The sequence below is a fragment of the Salinivibrio sp. PR5 genome, assembly GCF_001996085.1.
GTDB classification, from domain to species: Bacteria; Pseudomonadota; Gammaproteobacteria; order Enterobacterales; family Vibrionaceae; genus Salinivibrio; species Salinivibrio proteolyticus.
On sequence record NZ_MUFK01000030.1, the window covers coordinates 1 to 17,106 of the forward strand.

12 protein-coding genes are annotated in these 17,106 nt (G+C 51.0%); 9 read left to right on the plus strand and 3 right to left on the minus strand.

The window, feature by feature from the left end; translation table 11 throughout:
* From BZG82_RS11175 to BZG82_RS11215, 9 genes are all read left to right on the plus strand, one after another.
* The coding region (locus tag BZG82_RS11175; protein ID WP_131826234.1) for an Ig-like domain-containing protein at positions 1-3,166 on the plus strand (3,166 nt) is incomplete at its 5' end.
* Positions 3,163-3,921, plus strand: a complete 759-nt coding sequence (locus tag BZG82_RS16325) for an Ig-like domain-containing protein (RefSeq protein WP_077765859.1) — start codon at positions 3,163-3,165, stop codon at positions 3,919-3,921. The genes BZG82_RS11175 and BZG82_RS16325, both read left to right, overlap by 4 nt.
* A complete protein-coding gene (locus BZG82_RS16390; RefSeq protein ID WP_077765860.1) occupies positions 3,824-4,495 on the plus strand; it encodes a VCBS domain-containing protein in 672 nt (223 codons plus the stop codon). The genes BZG82_RS16325 and BZG82_RS16390 overlap by 98 nt, the downstream gene beginning before the upstream one ends.
* Positions 4,405-8,232, plus strand: coding sequence for a VCBS domain-containing protein (locus BZG82_RS16480; RefSeq protein WP_077765861.1), 3,828 nt, complete (start codon positions 4,405-4,407; stop codon positions 8,230-8,232). Before BZG82_RS16390 ends, BZG82_RS16480 begins: the two co-directional genes overlap by 91 nt.
* Before the next feature lie 63 nt (positions 8,233-8,295).
* Positions 8,296-10,461 (plus strand): type I secretion system permease/ATPase, encoded by a 2,166-nt coding sequence (locus tag BZG82_RS11195; RefSeq protein WP_077765862.1) that lies wholly within the window; start codon positions 8,296-8,298, stop codon positions 10,459-10,461.
* Complete coding sequence (locus BZG82_RS11200; RefSeq protein ID WP_198536707.1) at positions 10,461-11,852, plus strand: HlyD family type I secretion periplasmic adaptor subunit; 1,392 nt, start codon at positions 10,461-10,463, stop codon at positions 11,850-11,852. Before BZG82_RS11195 ends, BZG82_RS11200 begins: the two co-directional genes overlap by 1 nt.
* Positions 11,853-11,872: 20 nt before the next feature.
* Positions 11,873-13,261: a TolC family outer membrane protein gene (locus BZG82_RS11205; RefSeq protein WP_077479890.1), complete on the plus strand. Its 1,389-nt coding sequence runs from the start codon at positions 11,873-11,875 to the stop codon at positions 13,259-13,261.
* A complete protein-coding gene (locus BZG82_RS11210) occupies positions 13,258-13,863 on the plus strand; it encodes an OmpA family protein (RefSeq protein ID WP_077765863.1) in 606 nt (201 codons plus the stop codon). The genes BZG82_RS11205 and BZG82_RS11210 overlap by 4 nt, the downstream gene beginning before the upstream one ends.
* A gap of 22 nt (positions 13,864-13,885) precedes the next feature.
* Positions 13,886-15,829 carry a bifunctional diguanylate cyclase/phosphodiesterase gene (locus BZG82_RS11215; RefSeq protein ID WP_077765864.1) on the plus strand — a complete coding sequence of 648 codons (1,944 nt, stop codon included), beginning with the start codon at positions 13,886-13,888 and terminating at the stop codon, positions 15,827-15,829.
* Here the strand turns inward: BZG82_RS11215 and rimI are convergent.
* The 3 genes from rimI to BZG82_RS11230 are packed head-to-tail and all read right to left on the minus strand — an operon-like array spanning position 15,805 to position 17,071.
* Positions 15,805-16,272, minus strand: a complete 468-nt coding sequence (rimI, locus tag BZG82_RS11220; protein WP_158076002.1) for a ribosomal protein S18-alanine N-acetyltransferase — start codon at positions 16,270-16,272, stop codon at positions 15,805-15,807. The genes BZG82_RS11215 and rimI overlap by 25 nt on opposite strands.
* Positions 16,265-16,657, minus strand: coding sequence for a DNA polymerase III subunit psi (locus BZG82_RS11225; RefSeq protein ID WP_069589149.1), 393 nt, complete (start codon positions 16,655-16,657; stop codon positions 16,265-16,267). The genes rimI and BZG82_RS11225 overlap by 8 nt, the downstream gene beginning before the upstream one ends.
* A 12-nt stretch (positions 16,658-16,669) precedes the next feature.
* Complete coding sequence (locus BZG82_RS11230; RefSeq protein ID WP_077640226.1) at positions 16,670-17,071, minus strand: hypothetical protein; 402 nt, start codon at positions 17,069-17,071, stop codon at positions 16,670-16,672.
* Between the last annotated feature and the right edge of the window lie 35 nt (positions 17,072-17,106).

Here is a 17,106-nt window from a genome sequence, read left to right on the forward strand (position 1 = left end):
ATGGCACCGTAACGGCGAACGCGACGTTCACTTCACTGACCAAGATGGCAACGTAGAGACCGCAGACGACACGGTTGCGAAAGACACCGAGTACGGCGAAGACGGCGACGATGATGGCGATACCATCACGGCACCAAGCGTGCTCATCACCGACAGCACAGCTGACGACGGTGATGATGAAATCACGGGCGACGAAACCGCGACCATCACGGTGAACTTCGGCGAGGGCGTGAGCTCAGGCTCAGCGCAAGTGGTCATCAGCGATAGCGATGCAGATAACGACGCGACAGTGACGTTAGACGTTACCTTGAATGCGGATGGCACGCTGACGTATGACGGCAGCACGATCGAGGCAGATGCAGGCGGCAACTACACCATCACAGGTGTGGACGTCAGCGGCCTATCGAATGGCACCGTAACGGCGAACGCGACGTTCACTGACCAAGATGGCAACGTAGAGACCGCAGACGACACGGTTGCTAAAGACACCACTTACGGCGAAGACGGCGACGATGATGGCGATACCATCACGGCACCAAGCGTGCTCATCACCGACAGCACAGCTGACGACGGTGATGATGAAATCACGGGCGACGAAACCGCGACCATCATGGTGAACTTCGGCGAGGGCGTGAGCTCAGGCTCAGCGCAAGTGGTCATCAGCGATAGCGATGCAGATAACGACGCGACAGTGACGTTAGACGTTACCTTGAATGCGGATGGCACGCTGACGTATGACGGCAGCACGATCGAGGCAGATGCAGACGGCAACTACACCATCACAGGTGTGGACGTCAGCGGCCTGTCGAATGGCACCGTAACGGCGAACGCGACGTTCACTGACCAAGATGGCAACGTAGAGACCGCAGACGACACGGTTGCGAAAGACACCGAGTACGGCGAAGACGGCGACGATGATGGCGATACCATCACGGCACCAAGCGTGCTCATCACCGACAGCACAGCTGACGACGGTGATGGCACCGTAACGGCGAACGCGACGTTCACTGACCAAGATGGCAACGTAGAGACCGCAGACGACACGGTTGCGAAAGACACCGAGTACGGCGAAGACGGCGACGATGATGGCGATACCATCACGGCACCAAGCGTGCTCATCACCGACAGCACAGCTGACGACGGTGATGATGAAATCACGGGCGACGAAACCGCGAACATCAGCGGCAACATCGGTGAAACCGACGCAGCGACTGTGGATCTGGTACTGACCGACAGTGCAGGCAATAAGCTTGAGTGGTCAAACGTCAGCGTGGACAGCGATGGCAACTTCACGCTTGAAAACGTGGACGTGAGCAGCCTGAAAGATGGCACCTTGACTGTGGACGCGACGTTCACCGACCAAGATGGCAACGTAGAGACCGCAGCCGACACGGTTGCGAAAGACACCAATGTCTCCAAACCGACCATCGATCTGGTTGCGTCGAGCGACAGCGGCGACAGCGCCACAGACAACCTGACCAACGATACGACGCCGACGTTCGCACTGGGCAATATCGACAGTGATGCTGTGAGAGTGGAAGTGTTCCTCGGCAGCACGTCACTGGGCTTTGCTGGAAAAGATTCAAACGATAACTGGATGTTTACGCCTCAGAAGTTGCTCTCTGCGGGTGCGTATAACTTTACGGTGCAGGTGACGGACAGTGCAGGTAATAGTGACATATCCGATGGGCTACAGGTCACAATTGATACATCAGCTTCAGCGACGATCACAATTGATACGATAGCGGATGATGACGTTGTTAACGAGCAAGAAGCCTCTGGCGACGTGACAGTGACTGGCGCTGTAGGCGGCGATGCGAAACCGGGTGATACGGTGACATTGACGCTGCAAGCCGCCGGAGATGATGTGACAACATACACAGGTATCGTCAAAGATGATGGTACTTATAGCATCAATGTCCCGGGGAGTGCGTTGGTATCGGATGCAGACAGCGCGATTGTTGCGAGTGTGACTGGCACCGATAAGGCGGGCAACCCGTTCACGGCGACGACAAGTCCGAGTGGTGAGAATAAAGATGGCGACTACGAGGTTGATATTGTTGCCCCCAACCCTCCAATCATCACCAATATTACTGATGACTCAGCGGGTAGTGATTACAGCGACGTCACTATGCACGGTACGGGTGAACCTGGAGCAACCATTTCGATTTATTTCGAAGGCGAGAGTGGAACGCCTCTTGTCCAGGCAACCGTGGATACAGACGGTTCGTGGACTGTTGCTCTAGAGGACATTGCCAGTATTGGCATTAACGAAAATGTTCGTCTAGAGGCAGTACAAAGTGATGCTGCCGGTAATCAAAGTGAACCGTCGGATGCAGTGCATTACTGGCACGGTAGTTGGGCGAATGCAAATACCGAAGCAGGAGATGATTATGTCCTAACCGGTGAAGGTAACGATACGGTCAATATCATTACCGATGATGCGAACGATCAATTGGTGATTGATGGTGGGGCGGGTACTGATAAAGCTGTGTTCAATACTCGTGTTGATCATTTGTCTTTTAGTAAAGACAGCAATGGTTATCTCATCGTCGAAAACAGTGATACCGGAGATCGTATCGAGCTGCGTGATTTTGAGACAATCAATATTGATGGTGATGAAAAACATATTGATGAACTCTTTACGCCAACAGTGACTATTAGTGAAGACGCTAACGATGATGGCGTTATCACTGCCAATGAACTGAATGGTGACGTTGATGTGATTGTCGGTCTGCCTCTTGGGGCCTCTGTGGGCGACACCATCCGTGTCAGCGATGGCACCACGACCAACGAGATCGTGTTGGCCGAGGCCGACATCGACAACGGCCGCGTAGCAACCTCGTTCGATGCCCCTGCGGAAGGTGAAACCCTCACCGTAGAMGCCACCATTACCGAYACCTCYGGYAACACCTCCGCRCCGGGCAGTGATAGTGYAACAATTGATACYAGCGCAGAAGCTGGCACGGTCAGCGTAGATAACATCACAGCCGATGACGTGATTAACAAAGCCGAAAGCGGACAAACCATCGCGGTGACCGGTACGGCGAAAGGTGGCGACATCAGCGAAGGCGATGTGGTGACCATGACCATCAATGGTACCGAGTACACCACCACCGTGGATGGCAGTGGCAACTGGACAGTGGATGCACAGCCGATGACGTGATTAACAAAGCCGAAAGCGGACAAACCATCGCGGTGACCGGTACGGCGAAAGGTGGCGACATCAGCGAAGGCGATGTGGTGACCATGACCATCAATGGTACCGAGTACACCACCACCGTGGATGGCAGTGGCAACTGGACAGTGGATGTGGCGGGTGCCGATCTGGCCGCGGACACCGAGTTTGAAGTCACAGTGAGCTCGTCGGATGAATTTGGAAACACGGTGGAAAGTACCACGACCTCTATGCACTTTGTTGGCCCAATGGCGACGGACGATACGGCTACAGGTTTAGAAGATAGTGGCGCTATCGTTATCGACGTCTTAGAGAACGATATTGATCCCGATGGCGGAACGTTAACCATTACGAACGCTACTGTGCCAGCGGAGCAAGGCACTGTAGACATTGTAAATGGAAAGCTAGAGTTCACTCCAGCAAGTAATTTTAATGGCGAGGCCACGCTCAGCTATACCGTTAGCGATGGAGTTACTACTGATACTGCTAATGTCACTGTCACTATTGAAGCAGCGAACGACGGCGCGACCATCACCGGCGATGATAGCGGCAGCGTGACCGAAGACGCGGCGGAGAACACCGCGACGGGCACCTTGCTCGCAAGCGACGTGGACAACACAGACAACGTGTTCCAGGCGCAAAGTGATGTGTCGGGCGATTACGGCACGTTCAGTGTGGATGCGAACGGCAAGTGGACCTACGTGCTGGATAGCGAACGACGGCGCGACCATCACCGGCGATGATAGCGGCAGCGTGACCGAAGACGCGGCGGAGAACACCGCGACGGGCACCTTGCTCGCAAGCGACGTGGACAACACAGACAACGTGTTCCAGGCGCAAAGTGATGTGTCGGGCGATTACGGCACGTTCAGTGTGGATGCGAACGGCAAGTGGACCTACGTGCTGGATAACGGCAACGAGACGGTCGATGCGTTGAACGTGGACGAGACACTGACTGAAACCTTCACGGTGAAATCGGCAGACGGCACGGATGAGGTGGTGACCATCACCATCAATGGTGCGAACGACGGCGCGACCATCACCGGCGATGATAGCGGCAGCGTGACCGAAGACGCGGCGGAGAACACCGCGACGGGCACCTTGCTCGCAAGCGACGTGGACAACACAGACAACGTGTTCCAGGCGCAAAGTGATGTGTCGGGCGATTACGGCACGTTCAGTGTGGATGCGAACGGCAAGTGGACCTACGTGCTGGATGAAGTGATGTGTCGGGCGATTACGGCACGTTCAGTGTGGATGCGAACGGCAAGTGGACCTACGTGCTGGATAACGGCAACGAGACGGTCGATGCGTTGAACGTGGACGAGACACTGACTGAAACCTTCACGGTGAAATCGGCAGACGGCACGGATGAGGTGGTGACCATCACCATCAATGGTGCGAACGATGCGCCAATTGCAAGAGACGATATCGTTTCGGATATAGAAGATAAGACGCAGAGTGGCAATGTGCTTACCAATGATTCAGATGAAGAGGGCGGCCTCACCGTCACTACCTTCACCATTAACGGTCAAACCCACGCTGCTGGTGAGTCAGTCACGGTCGCTGATGTCGGTGAAATTACGATTGGCACAAATGGTAAGTATACCTTCACGCCAGAAGAGCATTGGAGTGGTGAGGTTCCGGATATTACCTACGTCGTTCAAGATGAATACGGCGATACCACGGAGGCAACGCTCGATATCAGTGTGACGCCTGTGGCTGATGCTCCTGAGCTCTCACTGGGTACGCTTGAACTGGACTTTGTGTCCACGAATCTTAATGTCTCAACGTGGGATTCAGTTGATGTTGGTACGCCTAATGGCGATGGCCAGGGAGTTGATTCTGAAGCTCTGATAAGGGCGGTGAACAGTGCCGGGGACGCAGATGCTACATCGACAACCGAAGACGTCGCCGTTGATACCGGCTCAGGTTTAGGCGGTGGTCAGGCCATGGTGACCTCAGGGTTAATCTATCTAGAGGCAAGTAAAAGCTACAGCTTTGGCGGGTATGCAGATGATAGTGCTGCAATCGTCATTGGTGGCGAAGTGATTGCCGAGGGACGATATGGTAGTCAAGGTACCTCCCCTGGTGGCGTAAGTGGAAGCGGCCGATTCAGCGGCGAATTTACGCCATCAGAAAGTGGCTACTATTCGTTAGACATTTATACCCACAACCAAAATGGTCCTGGTGGCTTTGATATTGAAGTCGCCGTGGGTAATGGCTCGGCTATTAACCTAAACGCGAGCAATTTTAATCTCGCGCCAAATGCCGATGCGTTAGAAGATGGTGGTTTAGGTGTTAAGGGGTATCACGGTGATGGAAACGGTGGTTATTACACCCTCAATGAGCCAGGAGAAGGGCAGGCGGGTGAGCCGATTAAGCTACCTGTCATCAATGCCAGCCTAGTGGATCAAGATGGCTCTGAGAAGCTGACTCTCACGTTAGATGATATTCCTGCGGGATCGACATTGTCCGATGGTAATCAGGAAGTGATTGTCGAAAATGGCTCTATCTCTATCAAAGGGTGGGACTTGTCTAACCTTTCTATCTCGGTGCCTGAGCAATTTGAGGGCGAGGTTAACCTTCAAGTCAAGGCAACCAGCACGGAGAATGGTAATGGCGATACGGCTAGCGTTACGGAAGATATTCCAATTTCTGTACTGCCGATCTCGAACGGTTTGTCGGTCTCTGCTTCGTTGTCGTATTCAGACGATAACCACTCGGCAAATGAGATTATCGATTACGCAGAACAGCATAATGGTGAGTCATCTGACCATTATGATCAAATAGTTAGCGTTGGTGATAGTAGCTCAGGTGCTGTTGGTGTAAATACGGGCAATGGCGATGATCTTATTGTTGGTGGTACTGGCGATGGTTCATATGCGCTGCGTGGAAATGATGGTGATGATGTCTTTGTATCACGCAATGCGAGTGCTGCCTCAACAGCTTATTATGGAGGAAGTGGTGATGACACTGTCTATCTCCAAGGAAACCGTGACGATTATCAAATAGAGACTTTTAACGGTTTTAGCGACGCGGTTCGCTTGGTTTACCAAGATGACCACACGCAAAATGCTAATCATGATCTATACAGTATCGACACTGTCTATTTTGCGGATGGTAAGTATGTCGTTGACGATGGTGAATTGACCAAAGTTGCGGACATTGTACAGCTAGATGTGGATGTTTCACTAAACGATAGCGACGGCTCTGAACAAATCACATCAGTGATTATATCGGGAATCCCGGAAGGCGGCAGTGTTTCAGGGGGAGAGCAGCTTGATTCAGGTGATTGGCAAGTGCCGATTGATGCACTGCAGCCTAACCCAGGCTCAGATGCTGGTTTCTCTGTCACGCTTGAGTTGCCTGAAGGAAGTGCGCCTGATTTATCCGTGACTGTTGGTGCGACAGAAGTTGATGAAAACGGCAATCCTGTCGATTTACCTGAGTATGCCACCACGCAACCAGGGATCGCAGTGATTCCACCTAACAATCCTAATGGTGATAACACGGTTGAGGGCGGCTCAGGCGATGATGTGTTGCTTGGTGATATTGGTGGGGTGGAAGTTAACTCAACCGAGCCAACAAACTACAATATTGCGTTGATTGTTGATACATCAAAAAGTATGGGAGATCCACTAGAGCCGGGAAGTTTTGCATCGAGACTAGATGTGTTGAAAACGTCGTTGAAGTCGATGTTGGAGAGTATTTCTGAACATCCAGGCACGATCAATCTGGCATTGGTAGACTTTGACTCATCAGCAAGTTTAAAAATCAATATCGATAACTTTACCCGGGAGCATGATTGGTATGTTGATGACGCTATAGACTCTCTTCGATCTGACGGAGGAACTAACTATGAAGCTGCTTTTGATAAGGCGTCTTCATGGTTTAATACGCACTCAGATGCAAACAGTGAAAACTTGTCTTTCTTCTTGACCGATGGAGAGCCGACGCTCTCAAATAGCCATCCATATTGGAATGACGGCTCTGTAATGGGGTACCACGATCTCAATGATGCTGTTAAGTCATTCGAGACGCTATCGAGTTTGTCGTCAATGCGTGCAATTGGTATAGGAGATGGTGTCAATGCTGATACCCTCAGATTTTTTGACAATACCAATGTGTCTGGCTCAGGAACGTGGAGTGATTATTGGGGACGGACAGTAACTGCGCCAACTGGGGATGTTGAAATCGTTAATACAGCCAATGATCTGAGTGCAGCACTCGATGAAGGCGCTAAAGAGATCAATATGCTTCCGGTCGGTGATGATGAGGTAATCGGTAATGCCGGTGACGATATACTCTTCGGTGATACCATTAACACTGACAATCTACCTTGGGATGAAAATGGTCTGACACGGCCAGAATCGCTACCAGATGGGTCGGGCGTGGAGGCGTTGACTACATTCCTTGAAATGAAAAATGGCGCAGCTCCTTCTGATATCGAGCTGTATCAGTACATTAAAGATAATCACGCGTTATTTAATGTCGAGGGTGATACCCGAGGTGGCGACGATACTCTCGAAGGCGGAGAGGGTAATGATATTCTCTACGGCCAAGGCGGTGATGACACACTCATTGGTGGGCGAGGTGAGGATACCCTTATCGGAGGGACTGGTAGTGATAAGTTCCAATGGTCATTGGATGATATGCCATCATCTGCTAACGGTGATGCTGCTGAAACCGATGTGATTGTTGACTTCGATAATCAAGGTAGCTCACAAGACACCTTGGAATTTGTTGATGATTTAACACAACTTATTAAAGATGGTCAGGTATCCATTTCTTGGCAAACCACAAATAATGGTGAACAAGAGGGAACGTTAACCATTGGAATTGATGCGGATGGCGATAGTCATATTGATCAGCAAATCGATATTGAGAGCTTAAGTATTGTCACAACGAATGGCCAACAAGAGGTGGTGATTAATACATTGATCGACGGTCAAGCCGGAGAGCTCACATTAACGAGAGGTGATGATCACGCTGATCTTTCTATCGGGAGTAATCTAGATTTAGAGATAAAAGTCGACAATACCGACTGGTAATCCCTACCAGGCAGCGGCTATCATGTCGCTGCCTGCTCATTTTCGGTCAAAAGAGAGACGTAAGTGACTGACCCTTCTAACAATAATCAAACTTCACAATGGCGAATTGCGCCCGGTGAGCAACCCACAGACGATCCTTTGCTTGATTGCTTAGTGTTATTGACTGAGCACTATGGCACCCCTTGCTCTGGTGATGCTTTGGTCGCGGGACTACCGATGACTAATGCCTTGCTTACCCCGGACATGTTTCCACAAGCCGCGGGTCGAGCGGGTCTGGCTGCTCGGTTGTCTCGACGTAATCTGGATAATGTCGGCGCGCTCTTGTTGCCCTGTGTCCTGTTGCTCTCTGACCAAAAAGCCTGTGTATTGCGTGAAATAGATAGTGATGCGGGCACGGCACTTATTCAACTACCTGAAAATGCAGGCGAAGAGACCATTGCGCTTGAGGCGCTTGAGGCCATGTACGTTGGTTACTGTTTTCTGATTAAACGTCAGTATCGCGGTGATCAGTCTGTGGATCTGCATTTGCACGACACCAAGATCCATTGGTTTTGGCAGACGGTAAAAGACGCGGCACCTATCTATCGAGATGCGTTACTAGCCTCCATCTTGGTAAACCTTTTTGCGCTTGTCTCTCCTTTATTTGTCATGAATGTCTATGACAAAGTGGTTCCTAACCTTGCGTTTGAGTCTCTGTGGGTGCTCGCAAGCGGTGCGACGCTAGCGTATTGTTTTGACTTTTTAATGCGAAAACTTCGCTCTTACATGATTGATGTTGCGGGGAAAAAAGTCGATATCATTGTGTCATCTCGTTTATTTGCGCGGCTGATGGGAACCCCTTTGGTCAATCGAGGAGCCAGCGTGGGGGCAACCGCAAAACAGCTGGGTGAGTTTGATGCTGTGCGAGATATGTTGACCTCAGCCACGATAACCACGCTTGTCGATCTTCCCTTTGCGGTATTTTTTATTACGGTGATTTATCTCGTTGCAGGGGATTTAGCGATAGTGCCGGTGCTTGCAGGCTTTATCATATTGGCTTACACCATTTCGGTTCAGCCCAAACTAAAAGCGGCCATCGAAGAGAGCAACAAGTATGCATCAGAGCGACACGGACACTTAATCGAAAGCCTTTCGGCGTTAGAAGGGATTAAGTCTAATGTTGCTGAAGGTATTGTGCAGCGTAGCTGGCAACAAATGACTGCACACACGGCCAACTGGAACTTTAAAGTTAAGCAAATCACCAACAGCATCTCCTATACCGCGACATTTGTGACCCAAATGATGGCTATCGCGGTGGTGATTTTAGGGGTGTATCGTGTTGCTGATGGTGATATTTCCATGGGCGGAATTATTGCCGCGGTGATGCTTTCAAGCCGCGCCGTGTCGCCGATGGCACAGATGGCGAGCCTGCTCAGTCGCTGGAATCAAACCAGTTCCTCGCTTCGTCAGCTTAATGCCATGATGGAGCAAGAAGATGAGTTTGCAGAAAAAGGCCATCTCGTTAGTCGCAAACGCTTAAAAGGTGAGATCAGTGCTGACAACTTGGCGTTTAATTACCCCGAATCAGAACGTCCAGCACTCTATCCATTAAACTTCCGTATTCAACCTGGGGAAGTGATCGCGATTTTGGGTAAAAACGGCTCAGGGAAAACAACCTTACTCAAACTATTAGCTGGCCTATTTCAGCCGCAGCAAGGGAGCTTACGCTTTGACGGGGTCGATAGCCGGCAAATACACCCCGCTGATCTACGTCGAAACGTCGGGTATCTCGCACAGGATGTGGCTCTGTTTCATGGCACTATCCGTGAAAACATAATGTTTGGTACGCGGCAAGTGACGGAACACCAGTTGATGCGTGCTGTGCAGCTTTCTGGTGTGAGCCTATTTACCGCCCAAGATCATGAAGGGCTAGACAAACAAGTCGGTGAGCGAGGCGAGCGGCTGTCCCGAGGTCAACGCCAAGCGGTCTCCTTAGCAAGAGCGCTGCTCAATGAGCCACCGATGTTGATTATGGATGAGCCGACTGCGAGCCTAGATGCCCATGCTGAAAACCAGTTCATTAAAGCCATGCAGGTGGCGGCGCGTGGGCGAACACTGATCATGGTGACGCATAATATGGCGCTGCTCAAACTGGCTAAGCGTGTGATTGTGATGGATAAAGGGCGCGTGGTCATGGATGGACCCAGAGATCAGGTGCTCAGTAAGCTCAATAAAGGAAATGCATCATGATCAAGCGGTTAATTAAAAAAGACCGTCATACCGATCTAGATATGATCGATGATGTCTATGGGGCGATGATGACAGATGCACCATTGCGTTATCGCGCGGTGGTATGGGGAGCACTCCTGTTGGTCGCGAGTTTTATCGTTTGGGCGTCTTTTGCTGAGCTGGATCGCGTTACTCGTGGCAGTGGTAAAGTGATCCCGTCGTCTCATGTTCAACTGATTCAAAGCTTGGATGGAGGGATCCTTCAGGCCATGTTCGTTGATGAAGGCCAGCTCGTTGAGAAGGGCATGCCGTTGGCGCGGATTGATGATACCCGATTCCGCTCAGATCTTGCCCAACAAGAGCAAGAAGTGGATAGCCTTCGTGCGGCGGTGACTCGGATGTATCACGAGCTCGATAGCGTATCGCTATTGCCCGCTAGCCAGCCTTGGCAACAGCAAATTGTGATTGAACCCAGAACGATCACTTTCCCCGATACCCTCACCAGCCGAAAACCCAATTTGGTGGCTCGCCAAAAGTCTGAATATCGCAGCCGATTAGATAGCTTGAGTAACCAGTTAGAGATACAGGCACGCCAGATTGTCCAAAAAGGCCAAGAGCTTCAAGAAGTCGCCTCGAAGATCAAAACGCTTAACAATAGCATGACGATTATGCAACGTGAGATCAATATCACACGTCCACTGGTCGAAAAGCGCATTGTCTCAGAAGTGGAACTTCTCAAACTCCAGCGACAGATCAATGATATGGAAGGTGAGTTAACAAACCTGAAGCTGTCCCGACCTAAAATCAAAGCAGCGTTGGATGAGGCAATACTAAAACGACGAGAAGCAGCACTTCAGTTTATCAGCGAAACACGTGGCAAGCTGAGCGAAATGGAAGCACGGCTGTCTCGGTTGACGGAAGCGACCGTTGGTGCGCAAGACAAAGTGGATAAAGCGGTGATTACCTCACCGGTGAACGGCACGGTAAAGACGGTGCATATCAATACCCTCGGTGGTGTGGTGCAACCCGGTGAAGACGTGATTGAAATTGTCCCTACCGAAGACCAATTACTGGTTGAGGTGAAAATCTTGCCAAAAGATATCGCCTTTTTGCATCCCGGCTTACCTGCTGTCGTGAAAGTCACAGCCTATGATTTTACCCGTTACGGCGGATTGGACGGGACTGTCGAGCACATTAGCGCCGACACAACGCAAGATGAAGAAGGCAACAGTTTTTACTTAGTGAGAATACGCACGGATTCTTCCCATCTCACTAAGAAAGATGGGACACCCATGCCCATCATACCAGGCATGTTAACGTCAGTGGATATTATAACCGGCAAGCGGACGGTGATTGAGTACTTACTTAACCCGATACTGCGAGCAAAAGAAAATGCGCTCCGCGAGCGCTAATTAAAAATAGGAGAAACAACATGCTGCACTTACCACACGTGGTATTTAAAAAGCGTGTGACTGCCATAGCCTTGATGTTAGGGCTAAGTTCGCCTGCTGTTTTATCACAGACACTGGAGCAAGCGGTTGCCCAGTCGCTCGAATCACACCCTCAGATCCGCCAAGCGTTTGCCCGCTATAAAGCCAGTGAGCAAGCCATTGATCAAGCGAAAGCCGGTTATTACCCCAAGCTCGATGCGACGGCGGGGATCGGTTGGGAGCGTACCGACTCTCCCGCGACACGGCGTGATACCACCACCGATGATGAAGTGGACCTAACGCGTCGTGAGCTGGGTGTCTCTCTTCAGCAAATGCTATTTGACGGTTTTCGTACCCAAAACGAAGTCGATCGCACCCAAAACGAAGCGACGGCGGAGCAGTGGGCAATGGTCGCTACTGCCGAGGATAAAGCCTTAGAGGTCTCTCGCGTTTACCTTGATGTGTTGGTTGCAGAGCAAGTAGTGACTTTGGCAGAGAAGAACTTACAAAACCATCAAGAAATCTATGATGCTATTGCGGAGAGCAATGCGGGCGGATTTGCTAAAGCCAGTGACCTCTCTCAAGTTACTGGGCGTTTAGCGAGAGCCAATGCAAACCTGATGTCAGCTCGTAACAATCTTGCTGATGCACAAAGTCGCTTTACCAAAATGGTTGGCGAGTCTCCAGAAGCATTGCGTCTGCCGATGCCTGATGCTGAGTTGCTGCCGCGCACGCTAGAAGCCATGCTAGATATTGCCCTTGAACAGCACCCACGTATTCATGCTGCGCAATCCGATATTGCGGCGGCCAATGCTGCGCGAGATGGTTCGCGCGCTGCGTATTTGCCGACTTTAAATGTTGAAGTGGCGGCAAATTGGAACGAAAACGTTGGTGGGGAAGATGGGGCGGGCCCGCCTGACGTGGGCCCAGAGAACAATAACGTCCAAGCGATGTTACGCATGCGCTATAACCTGTTTAATGGGGGCGCGGATCGAGCGCGTGAACGGCAAACGGCGTATCAAACCATTGAAGCGCGAGAGATTAATGAAATGACGCATCGGGACGTGATTGAAGGGGCAACCCTTGCTTGGAACGCGCGTACGTACCTTGAGCAGCAACGTGATTTTATGCGCCAACATGTTGAAGCGGCCACCGATACCCGCGATGCCTATCGTGAGGAATTTCGCTTAAATGCGAGAACATTGTTGGATGTATTGGACTCTCAGAACGAGCTTTTTGAGGCACGTCGTGAATACTTGAGCAAAGAGGCGGATGAGCTTTACGCGCAATACCGAATTTTAAATGCAACCGGTCGTCTTTTAGCGTCATTGCGTGTTGATACCCCTGCTATTTGGAATACTGCGTCACTGAAGCAGGAGGACAGCCAATGAAACACTTTTATATCGCGGGATTTGCCGTCATGCTTCTTGCCGGCTGTGCACCGCAAGCGGTGGATACTATGCCAACTACCATTGCGCAAAGCCAAGATTTGAGCGACGCAGACTACGATGGTGTGATTTCTGCTCGTGAGCAGTGCGAGCAAACGCCAAACGGTGCTCAGGTTGACAACAACGGCTGTCCTGAGCAATTGCAAACCAGTGAGTCGTTCGAGTTAAACGTGCGTTTTGACACGGATTCCGCCGATGTGGATGTCTCACAATATGGCGATATCCAAACCTTAGCTGACTTTATGCAGCGCTACCCGAATACTCAGGTGGTGATTGAGGGGCATGCCAGTAAAGTCGGGTCGGCAGAGTACAACCTCGCACTCTCACAACGTCGTGCTCAAGCTATTGCGGACGTATTGACGCGACAGTTTGCGATTCCTGCTGCGCGTATTGAGGCTATCGGCTATGGTGAGTCGCGTCCGTTGATTGACCAAGAAAACGACTACGCTAATGAAGTGAACCGAAGAGTGATTGCTCATGTTACCGGTGAGCATGGCTCAACCCAAATGCGCTGGACAATTTATTCTTCAGAGCAGACGCCTTAGAGAATGATCTAAAAGAGAAAGCATGACATTACATCAACGTGTTGTCCTGTTTGTTGTCGCCGCCGCTTTGCTAACTGCGTTAGCGACGGCGGCGGTCGCTTTTCAGCTCGGTATAACCCAACTGAAAAGTGAACAGCAACAGCAAGTCAGTTTACTCAGTGCAGCGATAGCCGAGGCACTGCCACCTATTATTGAGCAAAGCGACAACGAGCGGCTCAATCAGCTCGTGGCGCATTTTATGGCGGCTCCCCAAGTTAAGTCGGTATCGGTGATGCCGATGCTTTCTGGTCAACGACAGCTTTGGCAGGCGGATGCAAGAGCGATCGCAACGCCTAGTTGGTTTGTGCATTTATCTGGCATTGAGTCAGCGTCGAAAACGGTATCAGTCAGTAATGGCTGGACCCAATTGGCCAGGGTCACGGTGGCGGTCAGCCCACTCCCTGCCGTTGAGGCGCTTTGGAATCGCATGTCGCAACTGGTGACGCTGCTAGCGGCCATGTGTGCGGTGATCCCTTTTGCCGCATCCTTCATGTTTCGGCGCGTGACTACTCCTTTGGCGGAACTGGATACGCGCTTAAACGCGTTAGGGCGAGGTGATTATCAACCCGCTAAGTCGAGAACCCGCGTTAAGGATCTGCAAGCCTTGTTGCAGGCATTTAACCTCGCGGGTCAGCAGGTAGCTCGGGTCCACAAAAGTCAGCAAGAAGAGCTATCGCGTTTACGCGATAAATTGATGATCGATCCCGTCTCTCGTTTACCGAATCGAGGCTACTTCCAACATCAGTTGCAAAGTTTTATTAAAGACGATGTGAACTGCACCTTATTATTAATTGAGACCGAATGGTTATCTCGCCTGCGCGCGCGTTATGGTTATCAGTATCGCGATCAATGTTGGCGGTTGCTGGGTGAAGCCTTGAGTCACGGTGAGTTAGCTGAGCGACACAAACTGGTTGCTCGTCTAAGCCACAATGAAGTTGCCATTCTCCTGACCAGTATTGATGAGGGGGATATTCGTCCTTATCTACAGCGCTTACTGCGTATGATAAACCAAGAGCTGGAAAACATTTCCTTGCCAGCTAATCAAGGTTTCCATATTGGTGTGGCGAAAACCCAAGACGATGATGCGGCCTCGTTATTGGCCAAAGCGGATAACGCCTTGCAGCAAGCGAAGCGACGCAGTGAGGTTTACCATTGGCCTAGCCATGCGAATGCCGATAGTCGAACCCGTGAACAGTGGCGCAATATTTTGCTTGATGCCCTCAATAAAAATCCGCTCACCCTTTATGCTCAGCCAGTGAGACATCGTGATAATCAAACTAACTGGCACCAAGAGGTCTATGCCCATTTGTGGGTGGATGAGGCTTGGTTGTCTGCTGGGCAGCTGCTCAATCGTATTGAAATGTACGCGCTGGGTGAAGAGTTTGACCGTCATGTGCTGACACGCGCCGATCAGTATATAAAAGCACATCCAGACTCGGACAAACTTGCCATTAACTTGACGGTAGAGAGTGTGAGAAGCACCGCGTTCTATGACTGGTTAGCCAACTACTTATTAAAAACCTACTTGTCAGATAAGCTTGCGTTCGAGGTTGCAGAGGAAGCGGTGCAGGTTGACATTGCGGCATGCCAAACCCTGTTTAAGATGATCCGAGAGCATGGGTTTGAAGTGGGGATTGACCATTTTGGCCGTGATATGGACAACGTGAATTATATCCACGATATTGAGCCCGATTATGTCAAACTCGACATTGGCTTTGGACAGCCGTCGAGTGATGTTGATGATGTCTTTATCCGTATGCTGATCAATATTGCCGCGGCGCAAGAGATACGCGTCATTGCCACGGGCATTGAGCAATCTGACCAGCACCAATATTTTCATCAATTGGGCTGCCATGGTTACCAAGGCTATATCTTGCCACCGGTTCAACTGGGCAATCTTGCTCAGTCAGCGCCATTGCCAAGCTGAGCACGCATAATAAGTGCGTCTTCCGTGGTGCCATCCGGGCAGGGGTAATAGCCTGCTCGGCGGCTTATCAGCTCAAATCCCTGTTTTTGATACAGCGCTCGTGCACCACGGTTACTTTGTCGCACTTCCAACCACAAGGTGTTCGCGCCTGCAGCAACGAGTGTCTTTTTTAGCAAGGTGAGCAGCTGGTGACCGACGCCTTTACCTTGAAAAGGCCGGTCAACGGCAATGTTTAAAAGCTCTGCTTCGCCAGCGACGCAACGCGTGTAAAAATAACCGATGATCTGATTATTTTGGTTGACTAACGCATAGTGGTGATCGAAGCGCCCCTGAGCCGGTGCAAGCTGTGTCTTGGACCAAGGCGCAATATGCACGGTTTGTTCAATACGTACGATATCGCTCAGGTGCTTATCGTCGATGGGTTGAAGCGTGTAATCAGTCATACTGGCAGATCTGACGCCATAAATCGCGTTTTGCCGCAGGGTTATCATGCATCTGTGCCAAGGGGAGAGAGCGGAGTGTGCGCACACCGTCAATCACGACTTCCGGCTCACCAATATACCAACACCAGACCAAGTGGTGATCGCCGAGTGCTGCGAGCGCGGCGTGGGGCAGTTGCCTCGCCTTATCAGCGTCAAGCTTCATACTTTTTAAGATATTGCCAAATAACCACGCATCTTGCTCGCTGAGAGGATCGTCGCAAACCAGCAATAGCTGGCAGTTTTCGGGAAGTTGGATAACTTCCTGTTCACGGCCGTAAAGCTCAGGATGGCGGAGTTGCCAGACGGATAAACCCATGGCTTGTAAACGTTGAATATCGGTCAGCATATCGAGTGCTCGTTAAACGGTGGCGGCAGCGAGTTGCTTGTACCACCAATGCTTGTCGGTCGAAATCGGCGCAAATTCAGCATTGGCCGCTTGAGGGCTCGGCGCAATCTTAAGCTGACAATAGCCAAGTTCAAACAAGACGGATTCTGCCTCATCTAAAAGGGGAGCAATCAATTCAGGGTCGGGGCTAAACCAAACCGCGATAAGTTGCGCATTATCCTCGGATTGTGCATCCACGACGGCAATGTGTCCTAGCGTGCTACCCATATCATCCGTGGCGACCAATGACAGTGTGATCAGCCCTTGCTCTCGCCATTGTTGCAACTGATCAGCTTGCTGAGGGTTAGCGAGTGTATCTCGCCACCATTGATCGAGGCGAACCAAATCGGCGGGCGCTTCTGAGCGGATTAACATAGCGAAAAGCCTAGATGACAAATGATGCGCTCAGG